Origin of the sequence: Bradyrhizobium icense, assembly GCF_001693385.1 — a bacterium.
In the GTDB taxonomy this organism is placed as follows: domain Bacteria; phylum Pseudomonadota; class Alphaproteobacteria; order Rhizobiales; family Xanthobacteraceae; genus Bradyrhizobium; species Bradyrhizobium icense.
This window is the reverse complement of sequence record NZ_CP016428.1, coordinates 2,522,249-2,540,742: the sequence shown is the minus strand read 5'-3', so window position 1 is coordinate 2,540,742 and position 18,494 is coordinate 2,522,249. Positions and strand designations below refer to the sequence as shown.

17 protein-coding genes are annotated in these 18,494 nt (G+C 61.9%); 9 read left to right on the top strand and 8 right to left on the bottom strand.

Annotated features, from left to right (window positions below; genetic code table 11):
- Positions 1-2,853, bottom strand: a complete 2,853-nt coding sequence (locus LMTR13_RS11990; RefSeq protein WP_065728061.1) for an ATP-binding protein — start codon at positions 2,851-2,853, stop codon at positions 1-3.
- A 474-nt stretch (positions 2,854-3,327) separates the two neighbouring features.
- Between LMTR13_RS11990 and LMTR13_RS11985 the strand changes: the two genes are divergently transcribed.
- The 8 genes from LMTR13_RS11985 to LMTR13_RS11950 all read left to right on the top strand — a co-directional run bounded on the left by LMTR13_RS11985 (position 3,328) and on the right by LMTR13_RS11950 (position 9,486).
- Positions 3,328-4,629 carry an epoxide hydrolase family protein gene (locus LMTR13_RS11985; RefSeq protein ID WP_065728060.1) on the top strand — a complete coding sequence of 434 codons (1,302 nt, stop codon included), beginning with the start codon at positions 3,328-3,330 and terminating at the stop codon, positions 4,627-4,629.
- A 55-nt stretch (positions 4,630-4,684) separates the two neighbouring features.
- On the top strand, positions 4,685-5,098 hold the full coding sequence (locus LMTR13_RS11980) for a cupin domain-containing protein (protein ID WP_065728059.1): 414 nt from the start codon (positions 4,685-4,687) through the stop codon (positions 5,096-5,098).
- A 52-nt stretch (positions 5,099-5,150) separates the two neighbouring features.
- Positions 5,151-6,158, top strand: coding sequence for an alpha/beta fold hydrolase (locus LMTR13_RS11975; RefSeq protein WP_065728058.1), 1,008 nt, complete (start codon positions 5,151-5,153; stop codon positions 6,156-6,158).
- A gap of 56 nt (positions 6,159-6,214) precedes the next feature.
- The gene (locus LMTR13_RS11970) at positions 6,215-7,021 is read left to right on the top strand and encodes an SDR family NAD(P)-dependent oxidoreductase (protein WP_065728057.1); all 807 of its coding nucleotides are present in this window, start codon (positions 6,215-6,217) and stop codon (positions 7,019-7,021) included.
- Between the two features lie 27 nt (positions 7,022-7,048).
- A complete protein-coding gene (locus LMTR13_RS11965; protein ID WP_083219437.1) occupies positions 7,049-7,570 on the top strand; it encodes a YkgB family protein in 522 nt (173 codons plus the stop codon).
- 57 nt (positions 7,571-7,627) lie between these two features.
- Positions 7,628-8,071, top strand: a complete 444-nt coding sequence (locus tag LMTR13_RS11960; RefSeq protein ID WP_065728056.1) for a cupin domain-containing protein — start codon at positions 7,628-7,630, stop codon at positions 8,069-8,071.
- The gene (locus LMTR13_RS11955; RefSeq protein WP_065728055.1) at positions 8,068-8,532 is read left to right on the top strand and encodes a carboxymuconolactone decarboxylase family protein; all 465 of its coding nucleotides are present in this window, start codon (positions 8,068-8,070) and stop codon (positions 8,530-8,532) included. The genes LMTR13_RS11960 and LMTR13_RS11955 overlap by 4 nt, the downstream gene beginning before the upstream one ends.
- Positions 8,533-8,607: 75 nt before the next feature.
- Positions 8,608-9,486: a formylglycine-generating enzyme family protein gene (locus LMTR13_RS11950; RefSeq protein ID WP_197521076.1), complete on the top strand. Its 879-nt coding sequence runs from the start codon at positions 8,608-8,610 to the stop codon at positions 9,484-9,486.
- A 496-nt stretch (positions 9,487-9,982) separates the two neighbouring features.
- Here LMTR13_RS11950 and LMTR13_RS11945 read toward each other — a convergent pair whose 3' ends face one another.
- On the bottom strand, positions 9,983-10,228 hold the full coding sequence (locus LMTR13_RS11945; RefSeq protein ID WP_418219769.1) for a hypothetical protein: 246 nt from the start codon (positions 10,226-10,228) through the stop codon (positions 9,983-9,985).
- 574 nt (positions 10,229-10,802) lie between these two features.
- On the opposite strand from LMTR13_RS11945, the gene LMTR13_RS11940 reads away from it, so the two are divergent.
- Positions 10,803-11,039, top strand: a complete 237-nt coding sequence (locus LMTR13_RS11940; RefSeq protein ID WP_065728053.1) for a helix-turn-helix domain-containing protein — start codon at positions 10,803-10,805, stop codon at positions 11,037-11,039.
- Positions 11,040-11,854: 815 nt separating this feature from the next.
- On the opposite strand, the gene LMTR13_RS11935 is transcribed toward LMTR13_RS11940, so the two are convergent.
- The 6 genes from LMTR13_RS11935 to ccmE all read right to left on the bottom strand — a co-directional run bounded on the left by LMTR13_RS11935 (position 11,855) and on the right by ccmE (position 18,464).
- Positions 11,855-12,535, bottom strand: coding sequence for a response regulator transcription factor (locus LMTR13_RS11935; RefSeq protein WP_065728052.1), 681 nt, complete (start codon positions 12,533-12,535; stop codon positions 11,855-11,857).
- A gap of 273 nt (positions 12,536-12,808) precedes the next feature.
- Positions 12,809-14,404 carry a Do family serine endopeptidase gene (locus LMTR13_RS11930; protein ID WP_065728051.1) on the bottom strand — a complete coding sequence of 532 codons (1,596 nt, stop codon included), beginning with the start codon at positions 14,402-14,404 and terminating at the stop codon, positions 12,809-12,811.
- Positions 14,405-14,894: 490 nt separating this feature from the next.
- Positions 14,895-15,419, bottom strand: coding sequence for a DUF1993 domain-containing protein (locus tag LMTR13_RS11925; RefSeq protein ID WP_065728050.1), 525 nt, complete (start codon positions 15,417-15,419; stop codon positions 14,895-14,897).
- Between the two features lie 72 nt (positions 15,420-15,491).
- Positions 15,492-15,989, bottom strand: a complete 498-nt coding sequence (locus LMTR13_RS11920) for a cytochrome c-type biogenesis protein (protein ID WP_065728049.1) — start codon at positions 15,987-15,989, stop codon at positions 15,492-15,494.
- 4 nt (positions 15,990-15,993) lie between these two features.
- Entirely contained in the window at positions 15,994-17,976 is a 1,983-nt protein-coding gene (locus LMTR13_RS11915; RefSeq protein WP_065728048.1) for a heme lyase CcmF/NrfE family subunit, read from the bottom strand.
- Positions 17,973-18,464, bottom strand: a complete 492-nt coding sequence (gene ccmE / locus LMTR13_RS11910) for a cytochrome c maturation protein CcmE (RefSeq protein WP_065728047.1) — start codon at positions 18,462-18,464, stop codon at positions 17,973-17,975. The genes LMTR13_RS11915 and ccmE overlap by 4 nt, the downstream gene beginning before the upstream one ends.
- Positions 18,465-18,494 lie beyond the last annotated feature (30 nt).

The following is an 18,494-nucleotide window of genomic DNA, read 5'->3' as shown; positions in this document are numbered from 1 at the left end:
CTACTTTGTGGCCTCGTCCAGCAGTTCGCGTGCGGCCTTCAGATCGGCTGTTTCGAACCCTTCCGTGAAGCGGGCGTAGGTCTCGGCCAGTCCGTCCAGCGGCTTCGCCCTGCGTTGCTTGCGTCGAAGGCGGGCCAGCGATGTCTCCGTTCGCAGCCGCCACGACAGCGCGCCCTGCTCCTCGGCCAGCGCGATAGAGGCCACGAAGCTTGCTCCCGCTGCCTTCGCGTCACCGCCGCGCGCCTCGAGTTCACCGCGCAGGCGCAGAAGCTCCGGGGCGTCGAAAGCTTCGCCGGCCGGCTCGATGCGAGCGATTGCCTCGTGCAGGACGCGAAGCCCCTCCGCCGGTTGGCCCAATTCGGCCAAGCCCTGCGAAAGCTCGGCATTGAAAGCGGAGGCATACAGTTCGTAGCGGTCCGCATGCAGCCGTGGCAGCACCGCGCGCAGCAGTTCGATCCCTTCCTTGACTTCACCGCGCGCGATCATCGTCTGCGCGCGAAAGCCGGCCGCCACTGCCTGATAAGGTGCCAGCGCGTGGCTAGCGGCATGAGCCGAAAGGCGAGCGCTCATTTGTTCAACCGAAGACCAGTCGCCGACCCATCCGTAAAGCGAGGCTGACCAACAAAGCGAAATGCAGTACATTACGGCGTCCCGCGGCGCGGCTGCCCCCGTCAAGGGCCGGGCGCACTCGACAGCCCGATCGGGGAAGCCTCGCAACCAAAGCACGCGAGCGAGTGGGATCTGCGGCGTCCTCGAATAAGCAAAATGGCCCGGCTGCATGCTGCGCAGAGCTTCACTGCCCGCAACACCCTCCTCAAGATGCAACTGCGCCGCGCGCTGGTCGCCTATGAGGTGAAAGGAAACGCCGACTAAGCCTTTGCCGCCGGCAATTCCTGCCGGATCTCCGATGGCCTGTGCTGTCCGTTCGGCTTCGAGGGCAAGCGGCAACAAAAGCCTGTAATCGCCTGTCCTGCGATAGAACATATTCAGCCGCGCCAGCAGCTTGAATTTGCTGGCGCCATCGCCGAGGGCTTCAGCGATCTCAAGACCACGCCGCAGCGCCGTTTCAGCCTGATCGCTGTTGCGCTCGGTGAACATGAAGGCGTGTCCGAGCGTTGCCTGCAGCTCCAGTTCCCACGCGCTGCCGCGGGTCGAACTGTCGAGCATCGTGAGCGCGCGGCTCGACCATAGACGTCCTTCGTCCAGCAGGTTGAGCTCAAGGAACAGCCTCGCGCAGGCGCCGGCCAGCGGCACGCGCAGTCCAGCGCCCTCATCATTGGCGAACGCCCATTTCAGCGCCGCACGCGCGTCGGAAAACAGCACCGTCCGAGCGCGCGAACGCAAAGCCTGGTCGCCAGCGTCCGCGTCTGCCGCCGTCGTCTCCAGCGCGTGCTGGACATAGCGCGCATGGCGGCGCGCGATACTCGTGGCTTCACCGCTGTCGGCGAGCTTCTGCGTCGCATAAGCCCTGGTAGTGTCAAGAAGCCGATAGCGCGTCACGGCGCCGTCAGGGCGCACTGAAATCAGCGACTTGGCAACGAGCTGCTCCAACGATTCCACAATGCGCTCGGCCGGATCGCCCTCCTCGCCCGCGACCATGGTCGCGCCCTGCAACGTGAAGGGGGCGGCAAAGATGGCAAGGCGACGCAGGACTATCCGCTCGCTCTCGCTGATCAGACCATAGCTCCAGTCCAGCGTGGCACCGAGCGTTTGATGGCGCGGCGGCGCTGTCCGCCGGCCGCGCCACTCCAGCTTCAGCCGGCCGTCGAGCAGTGTCACCAGCTCGCGCAATCCATGCGTACCCACCCGTACGGCGGCGAGTTCGATCGCCAACGCAATACCGTCGAGCTTGCTGCATATTTCGGCGAGAACTTCGGCGTCTTCGTCGGCAATTTCCGCGCGATGGCCCGCCGCGGCGGCCCGCTCCGTGAACAGGCGCGCAGCCGGATAAGCCAGCATCTCGCTTGCGTTCAGCCCCGCACCCTGCGGGGGCCCCTCAAGCGGACCGAGCTCGAAAATCTGCTCGCCTTCCGCCAGCAGCGACTCACGGCTGGTGACGAGGATGCTGACACCGGGCGCCTGCTGGTGGATACGCTCTGCCACCCCGGCGATGGCCTCGACGACATGATCGCAACTGTCGAGCACCAGCAGCAGGCGGCGGTTGCGCAGGTAACCGACGATGCTGTCCGTCGGGTCAGAATGCTGCACGACGAGCCCAAGAGCCCATGCGATCGTGCCGGCGACAAGCGCGGCATCCTTCACCATGCTGAAGTCGAGAAAGCGAACCCGGCCGTCGAATTGTGCTGAGAGCTCGTGGGCCAGCGCGATCGCAACGGTGGTCTTTCCGATTCCACCAGGGCCCCTGAACGTGACGAAGCGTTCGGTCAGCAACCGCTCCGCCACCTCCCGCACAACGTCATCCCTCCCGATCATCCGCTCCAGGCGGGGAGGTAGGACTGGCATAGGAGCCTCAGGGATGCTCGGCGCCTGCTCAGGAGGCGAAACCGCCGGGGGCGCGTGTCCGATGCGGTGCACCGGTGCGACGAAGCAATAACCACGGCTCGGTATATTCGTGATATAGCGCGCCCCCTCCTTGCCCTCACCGAGCGCCTTGCGAAGCTCGGCGATATGCACGCGCAAACTGATCTCTTCGACTGCAAGGCCCGGCCACGCGTGGGCCAACAGCTCGTTCTTCGATACGACGTCGCCAGCGCGGCTGACCAACAGCCGCAGGATATCCAGCGCCCGACTGCCCAGCTTGACCGGCTGCCCATCCCTTTCAAGCAGCCGCGTCTTGTCGTGAAGGAAGAAAGGTCCGAAAGAGACTGTTTCGGTCTCCTGCGGTGCCCTCACGGGATTCGCGCTAGAACTGCTCGTTGTTTCAAGCCCGGTCACATGCGCTCACCTTTGTCGATGGCTGGCCGGCGAGAATTACTATACCGCGTCCGCCGCCATCCAGTTTCTATTTCCTTCGAGAAGAACAGCAGAAAATGGCCGCGATCTGTGCCATTGCAACATCGTTGCTGGAAGGGCTTTGCGATCAGAGGCTTAGCCGCACTTCTTGCGCCGTGTAAAGACTGCAGTGGACGAATAAGGCGGTTCGAAAAGCGCTGATCCGGGCAAATTGTCACAATCAAACATACTCAGGTTTCGCTGGCCTGGTCGTGGATCCATGTGATTGCCGCACGGCCAATTCCTTCAACGTAACCAACCAGTAACAGCGCTTAACAACACCTAACGAGCAATCTTGCGGTTCTCCGGCGACATTCAAGCCACCAAGCGGTGCGCGAGCCAGATTGTCGACCCGCTCAGGCAACGGAGAGCAAGATGCACAGGCTGCAGGTTTCCGAAGTCATCGACCAGGATCGGCGCGCACTGCTGAAAAGCGCTGCGATGGGCATCGCGATTGCCGGCACGGCTGGACTCGTTCCTCTTCACCGCGCGCTGGCTGATTCGAACGAAGTAATCCGTCCGTTTCGCGTCAGCTTCCCCGAAGAGGCACTGGTTGACCTGCGCCGGCGCGTTGCTGCGACACGCTTGCCCGACCGCGAAACAGTTGATGACGGGTCGCAAGGCCTGCAGCTCGTTCCGTTCAGCGAACTCGTGCACTACTGGGGCACTGAATACGACTGGCGCAAGGCCGAAGCCAGGCTCAATGCGCTGCCGCAGTTCGTAACGACGATCGACGGCGTCGATATTCACTTCATCCACGTCCGCTCACATCATGCGAACGCACTTCCTCTCATCATGACGCACGGCTGGCCAGGCTCAGTGTTCGAACTGCTCAAGACAGTCGGTCCTCTGACCGATCCGACGAGCCACGGCGGGAGCGCTGAAGACGCGTTCCACCTAGTCTTGCCATCGATCCCCGGGTTCGGCTTTTCCGGCAAGCCCAAAGGCACGGGGTGGGGGCCGGAGCGAATCGCACGAGCCTGGGCAGAACTGATGAACCGCCTCGGCTACCGCCGCTACGTCGCCCAGGGCGGCGACTGGGGAGCGCCGATCTCAAGCGCGATGGCACGACAGGCTCCTGCAGGATTGCTGGGTATTCATATCAACCTGCCGGCGGCCGTGCCATCCGAGATCGCGGCGCTGCTCGCTACCGGGGCGCCTGCTCCGCAGGATCTCTCGGCCAAGGAGCGTGCCGCGTTCGACGCCCTCTCAATCTTCTACAAGAAGTATCGGGCCTACGCCGCAATGATGGGAACGCGGCCGCAGACCATCGGCTACGCGCTGACCGATTCTCCCGCGGGGCTGGTGGCCTGGATGTTCGATTACAACAACGCGGAGCCGCTTCGCCTGCTCACGCGCGACGAGATGCTGGACGACGTCACGCTGTATTGGCTGACGAACACAGCTGTTTCATCTGCTCGCATTTACTGGGAGACGGCGGGTCAGAGCGTCATTCTCTCCGCCGCGCAGAAGACAACCGAAATCTCGGTTCCTGTCGCGATCACCGTCTTCCCGGGCGAAGTGTATCGCGCTCCGGAGAGCTGGGCCCGGCGCGCCTATCGCAACCTCATCTACTTTAACGAGGCCGACAAGGGCGGACACTTCGCTGCGTGGGAACAGCCCGAACTATTCTCCCGGGAAGTCGCCGCGGCGTTTCGGCCGCTACGTCAACATTGACCTGAACAGACCTCAACTCTCTGCAGCCCATCAACCCTGAACGAGGATAACATCCATGAAAACCCTTCGCATCATCGTCGCCGCTGCGGCGCTTCTCGTTGCCAACGGTTCGACCTTGCCCGTGGCGCGCGCCCACGAAGTCAGTCTGGGCGACATCAAGCGCACCAACCTGCTGCGCAACGATCTCAGTGCAGCCGGACGTGAGGTAATCCAGGTTCTCGTTGAGTTCGGCCCGGGCGTGAGCGCGGTCAGGCACTCGCATCCCGGCGAAGAACTTGTCTACGTCACCGAAGGCGCCTTGGAATATCGGCTCGACGGCAGGCCGCCGCTGACCGTCAAGGCCGGCGAAGTGCTCTTCATTCCGCACGGAACGCCGCACGCGGTGAAGAACGTCGGCTCTGTCAAGGCGGCCGAGTTGGCTACCTACATCGTCGAGAAAGGCAAGCCGCTCCTCATGCTGAGCGAGTGAACAGATCAGCAAGGCCAGCGACGCTCACGAAATTTGAATTTGGGAGACCGAAATGATCAATTTCTCGAAGAGAATCGACCTTCGCCGCCGATACCACCGCGGCGTAGCGATAGCGGTCGCGACGGCGACATGGCTCGGCGCTCCAGTCGCCGGCTCTTTCGCTGCGCCAGCACACGCCCAAGCTCTGTTTGGACAGGAACAGAAGGTCGACATCGGCTTCCTCGAGATCGATGAGGACATCACGCTCCGGAGAATGGTGGTCCACAACGCGAACCCGAAGGGGACCGTTCTATTCCTGCATGGATTTCCGGAAACGCTGTACGCGTGGAAAGATATTTCTCTTACCCTCGCCGCCGACTACGAAGTTCACGCTTTCGACTGGCCCGGCTTCGGGTTTTCCTCGAGGCCGAAGACCGACAAGTTTTCGTACGCCCCGAGGGACTACGCACGCGTCTTGAACGACTACATACGCAAGACGGGTATCAACACATCCAAGCTTACGATCTACGCGACTGACATCGGAGCTCTGCCGGCTCTTCTCCTGGCCCAGGAGAAGCCCGGCATCGCGACGTCGATCATCGTCGGCGATTTCGCTCCCTTCGACAGGCCTCAATACATGTACGCGAGCTTGCAGAGCCTGAAGGCTGGACCCTCGATGGGCCATGCCCGTGAGCAGCTGAACAGGAATCGCGACGACATCCTGGAGAACGCGTTCAGAAGAGGCCTGCCGAAGGAAGCACAGTTCGATGTGCCGCGCGAATTCAAGGACGACATGTCGCGCGCCTGGGATCACGGCGGGATCACGACAGCGGATGCCTTCTCGCGCTACTACGCGCACTTTACGCGGGACCAGAACCACTTTGAATCGCATCTGGAGCAACTTGCAATCCCGGTAAAGGTCGTGTGGGGCGAGAAGGATCTCTACATCAAGAAGGAGATGGGGATCGAACTCGCGGGCAGGATTGGCGCTGAGCTGACGCTCCTTCCCGACATCGGGCACTACCCTCATCTCCAGAATCCCCAACAGACCATCGAAGAGGTTCGCGCCGCATTTCGGTAGATGAACCCAGAAGTATCAAACCCAACGCGCCAGTGGCGCAAACAAGGAGAAGTGCAATGTCCGTCTCTCTCAAAGGTGTCGCAGTCATTACAGGCGCCTCCGCCGGGATCGGTGCGGTTTATGCCGACCGGCTGGCTCGCCGGGGTTACGACCTCGTTCTCGTCGCACGCAACGAGGCCCGGCTCGACCAGCTGGCGACGCGCCTTGCTGACGCCACGGGCCGTGCCGTCAAGACCGTCGTCGCGGACCTGAGAAACAAGGCGGACCTGAAGCGGATCGAGACGATCATCGCCACGGACCCCGACATTACCATGCTGGTCAACAACGCAGGCGTCGGCGGCCTCGAGCCGCTGTTGCAGTCCGACGTCGATGCCATGGAGGAGATGGTCGATCTCAACGTGACGGCGCTGATGCGGCTTACCTATGCCGCGGCTCCCGCGCTCGTTGCCCGCGGAGGCGGCGCAATCATCAACATTGCCTCAGTGGTTGCCATTGCGCCGGAAGTCCTGAATGGCGTCTATGGCGGAACGAAAGCGTTCGTGCTCGCCCTGGGCCAGTCGCTTCAGAAGGAACTGGCTGACAAGAACGTGCGTATCCAGACCGTGCTGCCCGGCGCAACAGCGACCAATTTCTGGGACGCAGCCGGCGGCGCCGTCGATAATCTGGCGTCCAACACCGTCATGAGGTCGGATGACCTCGTGGACGCGGCGCTCGCCGGCTTCGACCAAGGTGAAGTCGTCACCATTCCGTCGCTTCCAGATGCGGCGGACTGGGCCAACTACGAAGCGGCGCGGCAGAAGCTCATGCCAAACCTTTCCCTCAGCTCAGTTCCGGCGCGATATCGAGCCGTGGCTGCGGCGTAACGCATGTCCAACAATACGGAGGCTACCATGTCACTCTTCAATATCCCGGTCTCAACGCCAGTCGCTATTGCCGGTTGGCGCGATCAAGCGGGGCAAGTCCTCGTTTACGCCGAACCACTCAGCCGGTTTGGCTTATACGCCTCGCTCGCGATCATCTACGCCTGGTTCGGTGGAATGAAATTCACCGACTACGAGGCACAAGGCCTGGTGCCGCTCGTGGAGAACAGCCCCCTGCTGAGCTGGTTCTACGCGCTGTTTTCGGCCCGCGGCTTCTCCACCTTCCTCGGGTTCCTCGAACTCAGCATCGGGCTGCTGATCGCCCTCAGATTGGCGAGTCCGATCTTCTCCGCAGCCGGTGGTCTTCTCTCGGCCGGACTCTTCGTTACGACACTCAGCTTCATGATCTCGACGCCGGGCGTCGTCGTGCTGGAACTCGGGGCACCCGCGATCACCGTCGCGCCGGGTCAGTTCCTCCTCAAGGATGTCGGCCTGTTCGCCGCCTCCTTCTGGGTGTCCGTCGACTCGCTGAAGACTGTGGTTCGCAGGTGAGCAGGCCACCTTCCGCCAACAGCATCAGCACCTAATGCAACCACGGAGAATACGATCATGAAAATGCGAGCCATCTTCAGTGCGGCGTATGCTGCCCTTGCCATCGCCACGGCGACGCCTGCCGCCGCCCATGGCGTCGGCGAAACGGTCACGCCGCACTTTCAGCAGACCATACCCAACATTCCCGGCAAGTCGCTGATCGCGCTTGTTGTCGACTATCAGCCGGGCGGGGCATCACCATCGCACGTTCACGCCAAGTCCGCCTTCATCTTCGGCTACGTCCTGTCAGGCGAAATCGAGTCGCAAGTGAACGATGGACCCAGGCGAGTCTACCGCGCCGGCGAGAGCTTCTACGAGACGCCGGGCTCGCGTCATCCGGTTAGCCGCAATGCGAGCAAGAACAAGCCCGCCAGGCTGCTAGCGGTGTTCGTCGTCGATACCGACGATAAGGAACTGACGACGTCCGTTGAACAGGTTTCGTCATCAAGGAGCAAAAAATGACCAAGCGCCTCGACTACAACCAGATTGCACCGGCGGGTGTGAAAGCGCTTGGTGGTGTCTACGGTTACGTCATGCAGAGCGGACTTCCTGCGGCGCTGGTCGAGCTGGTGTACTTGCGGATCTCGCAGATCAACAATTGCGCCTACTGCCTCGACATGCACACCCGCGATCTGCTCAAGAAGGGAGAGAAGATCGAGAGGCTTGCGCTACTGCAGGCTTGGCGGGAGTCTGACAGCCTCTTTGACACGCGCGAGCGCGCCGCGCTGGCATGGGCCGAGACGGTGACGCGGGTCGCAGAAACCAACGTGCCGGATGAGGCGTACCAGGCTGCCCGCACAGCGTTCGACGAGCGCGAGCTCGTCGAACTCACGATCGCAATCAGCCTGATGAACGCCTACAACCGCATGGCCATTAGTTTCCGGAATACGCCGCAGGCCGCGCTCGCAAAAGCTTCGAACTGAGCCAAGCTTCGCAGCACATCAGAAGGTGTTCAACTACGATCAAAGCCAGAATCGTCTACTATGAGGAGGATCAGCATGCGACCTCTTTACCTCCTTCTTGGCCTTATCCTTCTTGAGGCTTGCGGCGGCGTCGACGGAGCCGTCGCGGAAACGGTGCTGCCGATCTCGGCTGCGCCGACAGTGCTCACTATTGAGCAAGAGAAGAATCTCGCCAGTGCAGCCGGTTCTGAGTTTAGGGAATGCGCGGTTGCCTGCCCCCTCATGGTGATAATCCCCGCAGGCAAATCCGCCATGGGCTCGCCTGAAGGCGATGTCGGCCGGACCAAGGGAGAGCATCCTCGGCACGAGGCGACCATCGCAAAACCCTTTGCCGTGTCCAAGTACGAGGTAACCTTTGATCAGTGGGATGCCTGTGTAGCAGCTGCGGCGTGCCCCCATGTCATGGACGCATGGGGTCGGGGAAACATGCCCGTCATCAATGTGAGCTGGGGGGACGCCAAACTGTTTGTGGCTTGGCTTTCGCGGCTCACAGGCAAGGAGTATCGACTCCTGACCGAGGCCGAATGGGAATATGCGGCCCGTGCTGGCGTAAAGACACCTTACTCGTGGGGAGATGAGCCCGGAATCGGCAACGCCAACTGCAGCGGATGCGGCGGCGCTTGGACCTTGCAGACTGCCCCGGTGGGATCGTTTCGGCCGAACGCCTTTGGTCTACACGACATGGAAGGGAACGTCTGGGAATGGGTCGAGGACATTTGGCACGACAGTCACGAGGGCACGCCGGCCAATGGCGCGGCCAAGCTTCAGGGCGGCGATCCAACCTATCGGGTCATTCGAGGAGGATCCTGGCACAACGAGACCGAACTCGTTCGCACGGCCATCCGGTTCAAGCGTCACAGCAAGGTTCAGTTCGACACTCTTGGATTTAGAGTTGGCAGGACCATGGGACCATAGCGGCAGACGCGCGGAAGCGGGCGGATGGTCGCCTGAAGGTGACCTCGCTGAAATCCTAGGCGCGCCCATTGACTTGCCGCACCAGTTTCGCACCAGAAACGGCCTGATCGAAACGTAACGAAGGCGATCGGATTCAACCAAAACCGCAGAATAATCAACGAAGCCAATCAATTTCCTGCCGCTCATAACGGCCTGGTTGCTGGTTCGAGTCCTGCCGCACATATCGGGAAATCGCCTGCGCTAGATTTTTTTGACTAGTCTCCTTCACCCTGCGGCTCTGAAGGCGCCATTACTTCGTACGCTTGAACGCCGCGTGATAGCTCGCCACTAGGTGGGCTTCTTTTCTGCTCAGCCTTCCAAGGTGTTCTTCTAGTCAACCGCCAACTGCGGCTGCCCAGCTGAAGTCATAATGAGCGCTCAACAACTTCATTGCGACAACAGCGACGAGAACGCAGATGATAGAACACTCTATCGAAGAGCGTCATGATGCCGCCTTCTAGCGCTGGTGACCGAGCCGGATTCCAAGCTTGAGCGCCTTTTGGCGGAGTGAGCCTTCGGAGCGTTTTGTGAGCTTCGCAATTTTTGCAACCGGAGTCTTCGCTTTCGAATGAGCGCGTAGCTCCTTCACGTCAGCCTTTGTGTATTCGCGACGCACGGGTTTCTTCTTCGTAGCCGTCTTCTTTGCCTTCTTCGCCACTTCTAGCTCCTCGATTCGAGAGTGGGCGTAGTAACACAGCCGCATTGAGGCGCAACTCTCCATCAGTTGACTCTATATGCATGCTGGTCCGATGCGTGAACTCTCTCATGATGTCAGTTTGCCGACGATTTGCCCGATCTATCAAATTGTTCCGGCAATTCCTGGTGGGCCGAGATTACAACTTGAAGTAATCTGACCGATGTAAGACCAAATCCTAACTTCACCGCGGGGCCGGCGATGTTTGTTAGATCACCCACGAAGAACGCAGACGATTGCTTGCTAAGCGGCGACCTAGATCAGCTGCGTAGGAAGGGCTTAACGTGCCTCTCTCCAGATGCGGCCGATAGGGGCGAAGAAATTGGGAAAACGAGAACCTTTTCTTTCATTCGCTTTGGTATCCAATTGTACCACGCATTTTTGACAACCATTTTCCTTCGGCACGGCCAATTGCATGATGCGGGCGATGATCACGTTTTCCGATGCGCTCTTTAACGGCCACTGCACCAAGCTACGCAAAGGAGGAGCGTGAGGTTGTCGCCTGTGCCGGAATCGCAGGTCGAGGACGGGCGACGCGACTAGCCACGCCGTTGTGGCCGCAAAACGATAAGGGGCTTAAGTGATGAACGAGTTCGGGCAGAAGGGAAAGGTACCGCTCTCGGAACGGCTGTCGGTGTCACCAGAGGAGGCAAGCGCCCTCACCGGGATCGGGCTGACCTCCATTCGCGAGGCGATCAGCAGCGGTGATCTCAAGGCCAAGAAGCACGGGAGGCGTACGATCATCCTGCCGGACGATTTGAGAGTATGGCTCAAAACGCTGCCAGACGCCCGCAAGGCGATTGAAGTAAGCCCCGCTTAACGTCTTCCGAATAACGTACTGGCGCGTTGGCGAAGTTACCGTTCTTCGACATCGAAGACGAACATCTTGTAAAGCGCGACCTTTGGGTTGGCCGCTTGAACTGGCCGACTGGTTCTATGTCATGTTCAAGCTGGCTTTGGATTGCCGCTTTTTACCAACTAGGAGCGGCGATGCGCCGCCTTATTCCTTAGCGCCCCATCCCGCCATTGCCGTCTTGTAGCAAGTCCCTGTCGATCATTTTGGCCTTGGGCAAGTGGGTCGCTTTCCGAGCAGCACTGCTTCAACGAAGGCGGGCATGAACTCGATCACGTTCAGCCCTTTATTGAGCCCAGCCGTCCATCGATGGGGCTTGTGGAGCACTTTGGCAGTGTCGCATGGCCGCAGCACACGGTGCACATTCCGCTGGTCGCGATGACCGCTGACAAGGGGGCAGCGGTCACCGGCAGCGCGAGTGCGAGGTCTCGGATACGTTCGCGTTTTCGATTTGATTGAACAAGGAAGCGGTGATCCGCGCCCTCTCAGCCGAGCTGGACCGGTGCGACTATGCGAATGCGCTGACGCAGCAACAGCGTGAGGTCCGCTTAAGCCTCAGGCGTCAGGGGCAAGGCCGTAGGAAGGCCGTACAGCGCGCCGGGAGGGCGAGGCTACACCAAGCAAATGAAGAAAGCCCTTTAATATGGGGACTTCTTCGATTGCGTCACGGACAAAGTGACGGGTTGCATTGTTGATCAACGACCTAAACGCGCGCGAAAATTGGTAATAAATCGGTAAGCGATCGGAGGGGCAAATCACGACAGCTCTATTTTTATAGGGTTTCAACGTATCCCGTCACGGATCATGTATCCAGCGCCGCGGATCGTGTGCAGCAAGGGCCGATCAAAGCCCTTGTCGATCTTGGAGCGCAGCCGCGAAATATGCACGTCGATGACATTGGTCTGCGGATCGAAATGATAATCCCAGACGTTTTCCAGAAGCATGGTGCGGGTTACCACCTGACCGGCATGCTTCATCAGATATTCGAGCAGGCGAAATTCGCGCGGCTGCAGCGTCAGTTCGTCCTTGCCGCGGGCGACACGATGAGAAAGACGATCGAGCTCGAGATCGCCGACGCGGTAGGTGGTCTCCTCGGCCGGGCCGACATTGCGGCGCGACAGCACTTCGACGCGGGCCTGCAATTCGGCAAATGAATAGGGCTTTGGCAGATAGTCGTCACCGCCGGCGCGCAGGCCCTTGATACGGTCGTCGACCTGGCCAAGTGCGGAGAGGATCAGAACGGGCGTACGATTGCCCTTCTCGCGCAAGCTGCCGATGACGGACAAGCCGTCGCGCTTGGGAAGCATGCGATCCACCACCAGCACGTCGTAATCGCCGCCTTCGGCCATCGACAGGCCTTCCTCGCCATCGCTGGCGAGATCGGCGACATGGCCGACTTCACGGAACGCCTTGACCAGATAGTCGGCGGACTCGCGGTCGTCTTCGATGATCAAGAGGCGCATTTGCGGGGCAGTTGCGGTCACGGGAATGGCTTTCTCTCACCATGGCGCGGCCGCCCTGCACATGCAAGGCGACCGGCCATACTCGCGATCAAGTGAAAAAAGCGGGCGATGAGGCTGGGGGACCTCACCGCCCTTAGGCCCTTCCGACGGAGGGGGGCGTATTCCGAAGGAAGGTTGCCCGAGGGAGCGAGTTTTGGACCCGCTCCCCGGAAGGAGACGTCGGCGGGGGCGACGAATGCCGGCGTAACCCTCCATCTTGTATCTAGTCCTCGTTTAGCCCTTCGCCAGCGGCACCGCGACGAAGCGCGACGAACCGCCGCTCTTCACGCGCATGAGAACACTGTTCTTGCTCTCGGTCCGCGCGGCGTCGATCGCCTCGCGCACCTCGCCGGCCGTCGCAACGCTCTTGCCCGCGACTTCGAGAATGACGTCGCCTTCCTTGAAGCCGCGCTCGGCCGCTGCGCTCTTCGGGTCAACCTCGGTAACCACGACGCCTTCCCTGCCGGCGCCGGCCACGCTGTTGGCGGGGGCCACCGTCAGGCCGAGCTTCGGCACGCCAGTTCCCTTGCTGGCACCGCCCCGGTCTTCCCTATCGGTATCGGCCTTGGCCTCGACCGTGTTCGGCAACTGGCCGAGCGTGAGGTTGACGACCTTGTCCTGGCCCTTTTGCAGCACGTTGAGCTTCACCGCGGTGCCGGGTGCGAGACCGCCGATGGTGCGGGCGAGTTCCCTGGCATCCTTGACCGGCTCGCCGTTGACCGCAGTGATGACGTCACCGGACTGGATGCCGGCCTTGGCCGCCGGACTATTCTGCTGCGGCTCCGCCACCAGCGCGCCTTCGGCCTTCTTCATGCCGAGACTGTCGGCGATATCGGAGGTCACCGGCTGGATCTGGACGCCGATCCAGCCGCGGCTAACAGTGCCCTTGTCCTTGAGCTGGGCAACTACCGACTTCACCGTCGAGGCAGGGATCGAGAACGCGATGCCGACGCTGCCGCCGGACGGCGAATAGATCGCGGTGTTGACGCCCATGACTTCGCCGTTGGTGTCGAACGCCGGCCCGCCGGAATTACCCTTGTTTACGGGCGCGTCGATCTGGATGAAATCATCATACGGACCGTTGCCAATGTCGCGGCCGGAGGCCGAGACGATGCCGGCGGTCACGGTGCCGCCGAGGCCGAACGGGTTCCCGACCGCCAGCACCCAATCGCCGATCCGCGGCTTGCTATCGGACAGCTTGGCGAACGGGAAGTCGGTGCGGCCCTCGACCTTGATCAGCGCCAGATCCGTGCGCTGATCGGTACCGATCACCTTCGCGGTGTAGGCCTTGCCGTCTTCCATGGTGACTTCGACCTTGTCGGCGCCGTCGACCACGTGGTTGTTGGTCACGGCATAGCCATCAGGCGAGATGAAGAAGCCGGAACCCTGGCCCGTGACGGGGCCACGGCCGCCACGCGGCCCGCCGCGCAGGCCGGGCGGCAAGCCATCCGGACCGCCGAAGCGGCGGAAGAAGCGCTCCATCGGCGAGCCCGGCGGGAACGGCGAGTCCTCGTCCTTGTTGGCGCTGTCGTCCTTGGATCTCTTGTCGGCGATGTTGATCTTGACCGAAATCACCGACGGCTTCACGCGCTCGACAATGTCGGCAAAACCGATCGGCCGCTCGACTTTGCGGACCTCGGTATTGACCTGCGCATGCGCCGCGCTGGTGAAGACATCGGCCGGACCCTGCTGCGGCGAGAAGCCATACACGGCGGCGCCGAGGCCGGCGACGACGGACGCCATCAGCGCGAATTTGCGGGCGGAGAACAGCGAACGGCGGGCTGCGCCGTATGACGGTAGCGAGGAAAGATCGACGGGACGTTCTGTCATGTTTCTAAAATCTCCAGAGAACCTGAACTAGACGGTGCGGGGGCTGGGCACCTGACAAGCCCCAAGATGGGGTTTGCCGCCTTACCGCGCGCTGGCTAGGGAATTAAACTTTTGTAATGCGCGGCCTTATGGATGCGGCAGAATAGCGCAGGCTGATCAATGGCTTAGCGCGGGCTGAAAAGCCGCTTTTAGAGGGCGGAAAAAGCCTGGCCGGACGGGGCGCCCCAGTCGATCATGGGCACTACTGCTTGGCCGCAGTGTTATGATGCCCGAGCCTGCTGTGCGATCCAGCCGCAAATGCGGCATCAAATCGTGTCGTCTTGAGCATCGCAATGTCTCCGCCGGTTTTCTGAGCCCGTTTGATGTCCTGCTGTTGCGTGCGCTTATCGCCGCCACACAACATCATCACAATCTGTGCTCCGCGATGCACCGCGGGGTCGGGACAGGATATGGAAAGCGGCGCTATGCCCCGCCCTTCCTTGGATCGCGCTCAGCTCTTCTTCATCTTCAGCCGCCCCATGAAATCCCGCTTGCCGAGCGGCACGCCGTTGGTGCGCAGGATGTCGTAGGCGGTGGTGGCGTGGAAATAGAAATTGGGCAGCGAGAACGACATCAGAAAACCCTCGGCGGTGAAGGGCAGCTTGTGATCGCCGAGATGAAAGACGACGTCGCGGCCGCCGAGCGCATTGACAGCCTCCGGAGTCCAGCCTTCCAGGGCCTCGCGGGTTTGCGCGACCAACCCTTGCAATCCCGCATAATCATACGGCGTCTTGGAGGAGGGCGGACGAAACTCGCCGCTTTGCACGCCCTCGATGGCCCCGCGCGAATGCTGCGCGACGGAAATGATCTGGAAGCGCAGCGGCAGCATGTCGGGCGCAAGCCGCGCTTCGACCATGGATTCCGGATCGATGTTCTTGTCGCGGAAATGAACGAGGCCGCGCTCAAGGAAGCCGCTGACCGCGCCAAGGGTCTGCAGATAGTTCGCCACGCTGGCGTCGTAGAGTGAGAAGGCCATGCTGGTTTCCCCTGGGTTATGCTTATTTGACAGGGAGTCATAGCTAAAACCTGCCCGCTTGCAATGGCGGGCTTAAAGCTTCTTGTCCGGCGCATCGGCTGCGAGCAAGCGCTCCAGCCTCGCCTCTTCCTCCTCAGTCAAATGCAATAATGAGGGATCGGTCGCGCTGGGGGCGTTCGAGCGGCGGCGGCTGTAGAACCAGAGGGCCAGCCCGCCGCCGGCCAATGCCAGCGGCGGCAGCAGCCACAGCACCAGCGTATGCGGCGTGAAGCGCGGCTTCAGCAGCACGAACTCGCCATAGCGCGCCACCAGAAAGTCGATCACCTGGCTGTCGCTGTCGCCGGACGCGATCCGCTCGCGTACCAATAGCCGCAGGTCGCGCGCCAGCGGCGCGTCGGAATCGTCGATCGACTGGTTCTGGCACACCATGCAGCGCAGCTCGCGCGACAGGTCGCGGGCGCGGGCTTCCTTCGCCGGATCCGCCATGATCTCGTCGGGCTGCACGGCGTAAGCCGCCGGCGCGCAGGAAATCGCGGCAGCGACAAACACCCATGCAAGGAGCTTCTTCAACGCCCTACTCCGCCGGCTGCAGCGCGCGGGCGGCCTTGGCAGGCCTCGGCGCGCCGACGCGCAAGCGTCGGTCCGAGAGCGACAGCAGGCCGCCGAACGCCATCAGGACAGGTCCCCACCAGATCAGCAGCACCAGCGGCTTGTGATAGATGCGCACCGCGATCGCGCCGTCCGCATTGGTCTCGCCGAGCGAAATGTAGAGCTGGCTGGCGCCGCGGGTCAGCAACGCGGCCTCGGTGGTCGACGAGCCGCGCGTGGTGAAGTTGCGCTTCGAGGGCGTCATGGCGCGCAGCGTCTCGCCGTCGAGAGAGACCGTGAACTGCGCGATCATCTCGCGGAAATTCGGGCCCTGCCGCTGTGTGACGCCGTCGAGCTTCAACTGGTAGCCAGCGACCTTGGCAGTTTCGTCCGGCTTCATCGAGCCGATATATTCAGTGTTCCAGGTGGTCTCGCAGACGATCCCGATCAGGGCGACCCCGACGCCGGCATGGGCGAATGCCGTGCCCCAGGTTGCGCGCGGTAGCCCGCGTGCGCGAGCCATCGCGGTCGCAACGGGAACGCGGAACAATCCGATCCGTTCGGCAAGATCGCTCAAGGCGCCGCCAATCACGAACACGGCAAGCCCGATCGCCAGCGGAGCGAGCGTGGCTCCGCCATGGACCCATGCAAACAACACCGCAATCGCGACCAGCGCCGCGATGCCGGCCGCGGTCAGCCGTTGCGCCGCGCCAAGCAGGTCGCCGCGCTTCCATGCCAACAGCGGCCCGAACGGCATCGCGGCCAGGAGCGGCACGAACAGCGGCCCAAAGGTCAGGTTGAAGAATGGCGCGCCGACCGAAATCTTGTCGCCGGTCAGAACCTCCAGCGCCAGCGGATACAGCGTTCCGATGAACACGGTGGCGCAGGCGGAGGTGAGAAAGAGATTGTTCAGCACCAGCGCGCCCTCGCGCGAGATCGGCGCGAAAAGCCCGCCCTGCTTCAGCGCCGAGGCGCGCCAAGCGTACAGCGAAAGACTGCCGCCGATGAAGAGGCAGAGGATCAACAGGATGAACACGCCGCGCGAGGGATCGGTCGCGAACGCATGCACTGAAGTGAGCACGCCCGAGCGCACCAGGAAGGTGCCAAGCAGCGACAGCGAAAACGTCAGGATCGACAGCAGGATCGTCCAGACCTTCAGAGCGTTGCGCTTTTCCATCACGACGGCCGAATGCAACAGCGCGGTGCCGGCGAGCCAGGGCATCAGCGAGGCGTTCTCGACCGGATCCCAGAACCACCAGCCGCCCCAGCCCAGTTCATAATAGGCCCAGTAGGACCCCATCGCGATGCCGAGCGTGAGGAATATCCACGCCACAAGCGTCCACGGCCGCACCCAGCGCGCCCAGGCCGCGTCGATCCGGCCTTCGATCAAGGCGGCGATCGCGAACGAGAACGAGATCGAAAAGCCGACATAGCCGAGATAGAGCATCGGCGGATGCACGGCCAGCCCAATGTCCTGCAGCACCGGATTGAGGTCGCGGCCCTCGATCGGCGGGCTCGCGATACGCAGGAATGGATTCGAGGTGACCAGGATGAACAGATAGAACGCAGCCGCGATCCAGCCCTGCACCGCCAGCACGTGCGCGCGCAGCGACAGCGGCAGATTATTGCCGAAGGCGGCAACCAGGCCGCCGAACAGCGCCAGGATCGACACCCACAACAGCATCGATCCTTCGTGATTGCCCCAGACGCCGGTGATCTTGTAGAGCAGCGGCTTCATCGAGTGCGAATTCTCGAACACGTTGACGACGGAGAAATCCGAGGCGACGTGCAGCATCACCAGCGCCGTGAACGAGGCCGCCACGAACAGCAATTGCGCCAGCGCCGCGGAGCGAGCGACATTCATCAGCGCAGGATCGCCCCAGCGCGCGCCCAGCATCGGAACTGTGGACTGGATCAGCGCAAGTGCGAGCGCCAGCACCAGCGCGTAATGTCCGGCTTCCGCGATCACTTCACGGTCCCCTGCACCGGCGCAGATGCGGCCGTGGCGCCGGGCTTTGCACCGTAGTCGTCCTTCCAGTGCCCCTGCTTCTTCAGGGCGTCGGCGACGTCCTTGGGCATATAGGTTTCGTCATGCTTGGCCAGCACGGTATCGGCCTTGAACACGCCTGACGCGTCGAGCGCGCCCTCGGCGACGACGCCCTGCCCTTCGCGGAACAGGTCCGGCAACAGTCCCTTGTAGGCAACGGGCAGCGTGGCGCTGCCGTCGGCGATGCTGAAGTTCACCGCAAGATTGTCGCCGCGCACCAGCGAACCCGGCTGCACCAGGCCGCCGAGGCGGAACCGCTTGCCGGGCGGGATCTGCTTCTCCGCCGCCATGGTCGGCGTGGAAAAGAACACGATGGAATCGCGCATCGCGTTCAGCACCAGCACCGCCGCGACCGCAAGTACTGCGAGGGAGCCGCCAATCATGGTCAAACGCCGCTGCTTGCGCGTCATGAATATCCTCTGTCTTCGCTGTTGGGTTCC

Coding starts and splice junctions, on each gene's coding strand:
- LMTR13_RS11965 (WP_083219437.1), top strand. CDS start 7,049: ATGTCACTCTTCAATATCCCGGTCTCAACGCCAGTCGCTATTGCCGGT.
- LMTR13_RS11935 (WP_065728052.1), bottom strand. CDS start 12,535: ATGCGCCTCTTGATCATCGAAGACGACCGCGAGTCCGCCGACTATCTG.
- LMTR13_RS11975 (WP_065728058.1), top strand. CDS start 5,151: ATGATCAATTTCTCGAAGAGAATCGACCTTCGCCGCCGATACCACCGC.
- LMTR13_RS11940 (WP_065728053.1), top strand. CDS start 10,803: ATGAACGAGTTCGGGCAGAAGGGAAAGGTACCGCTCTCGGAACGGCTG.
- LMTR13_RS11985 (WP_065728060.1), top strand. CDS start 3,328: ATGCACAGGCTGCAGGTTTCCGAAGTCATCGACCAGGATCGGCGCGCA.
- LMTR13_RS11930 (WP_065728051.1), bottom strand. CDS start 14,404: ATGACAGAACGTCCCGTCGATCTTTCCTCGCTACCGTCATACGGCGCA.
- LMTR13_RS11955 (WP_065728055.1), top strand. CDS start 8,068: ATGACCAAGCGCCTCGACTACAACCAGATTGCACCGGCGGGTGTGAAA.
- LMTR13_RS11970 (WP_065728057.1), top strand. CDS start 6,215: ATGTCCGTCTCTCTCAAAGGTGTCGCAGTCATTACAGGCGCCTCCGCC.
- LMTR13_RS11950 (WP_197521076.1), top strand. CDS start 8,608: ATGCGACCTCTTTACCTCCTTCTTGGCCTTATCCTTCTTGAGGCTTGC.
- ccmE (WP_065728047.1), bottom strand. CDS start 18,464: ATGACGCGCAAGCAGCGGCGTTTGACCATGATTGGCGGCTCCCTCGCA.
- LMTR13_RS11925 (WP_065728050.1), bottom strand. CDS start 15,419: ATGGCCTTCTCACTCTACGACGCCAGCGTGGCGAACTATCTGCAGACC.
- LMTR13_RS11960 (WP_065728056.1), top strand. CDS start 7,628: ATGAAAATGCGAGCCATCTTCAGTGCGGCGTATGCTGCCCTTGCCATC.
- LMTR13_RS11945 (WP_418219769.1), bottom strand. CDS start 10,228: ATGCGGCTGTGTTACTACGCCCACTCTCGAATCGAGGAGCTAGAAGTG.
- LMTR13_RS11980 (WP_065728059.1), top strand. CDS start 4,685: ATGAAAACCCTTCGCATCATCGTCGCCGCTGCGGCGCTTCTCGTTGCC.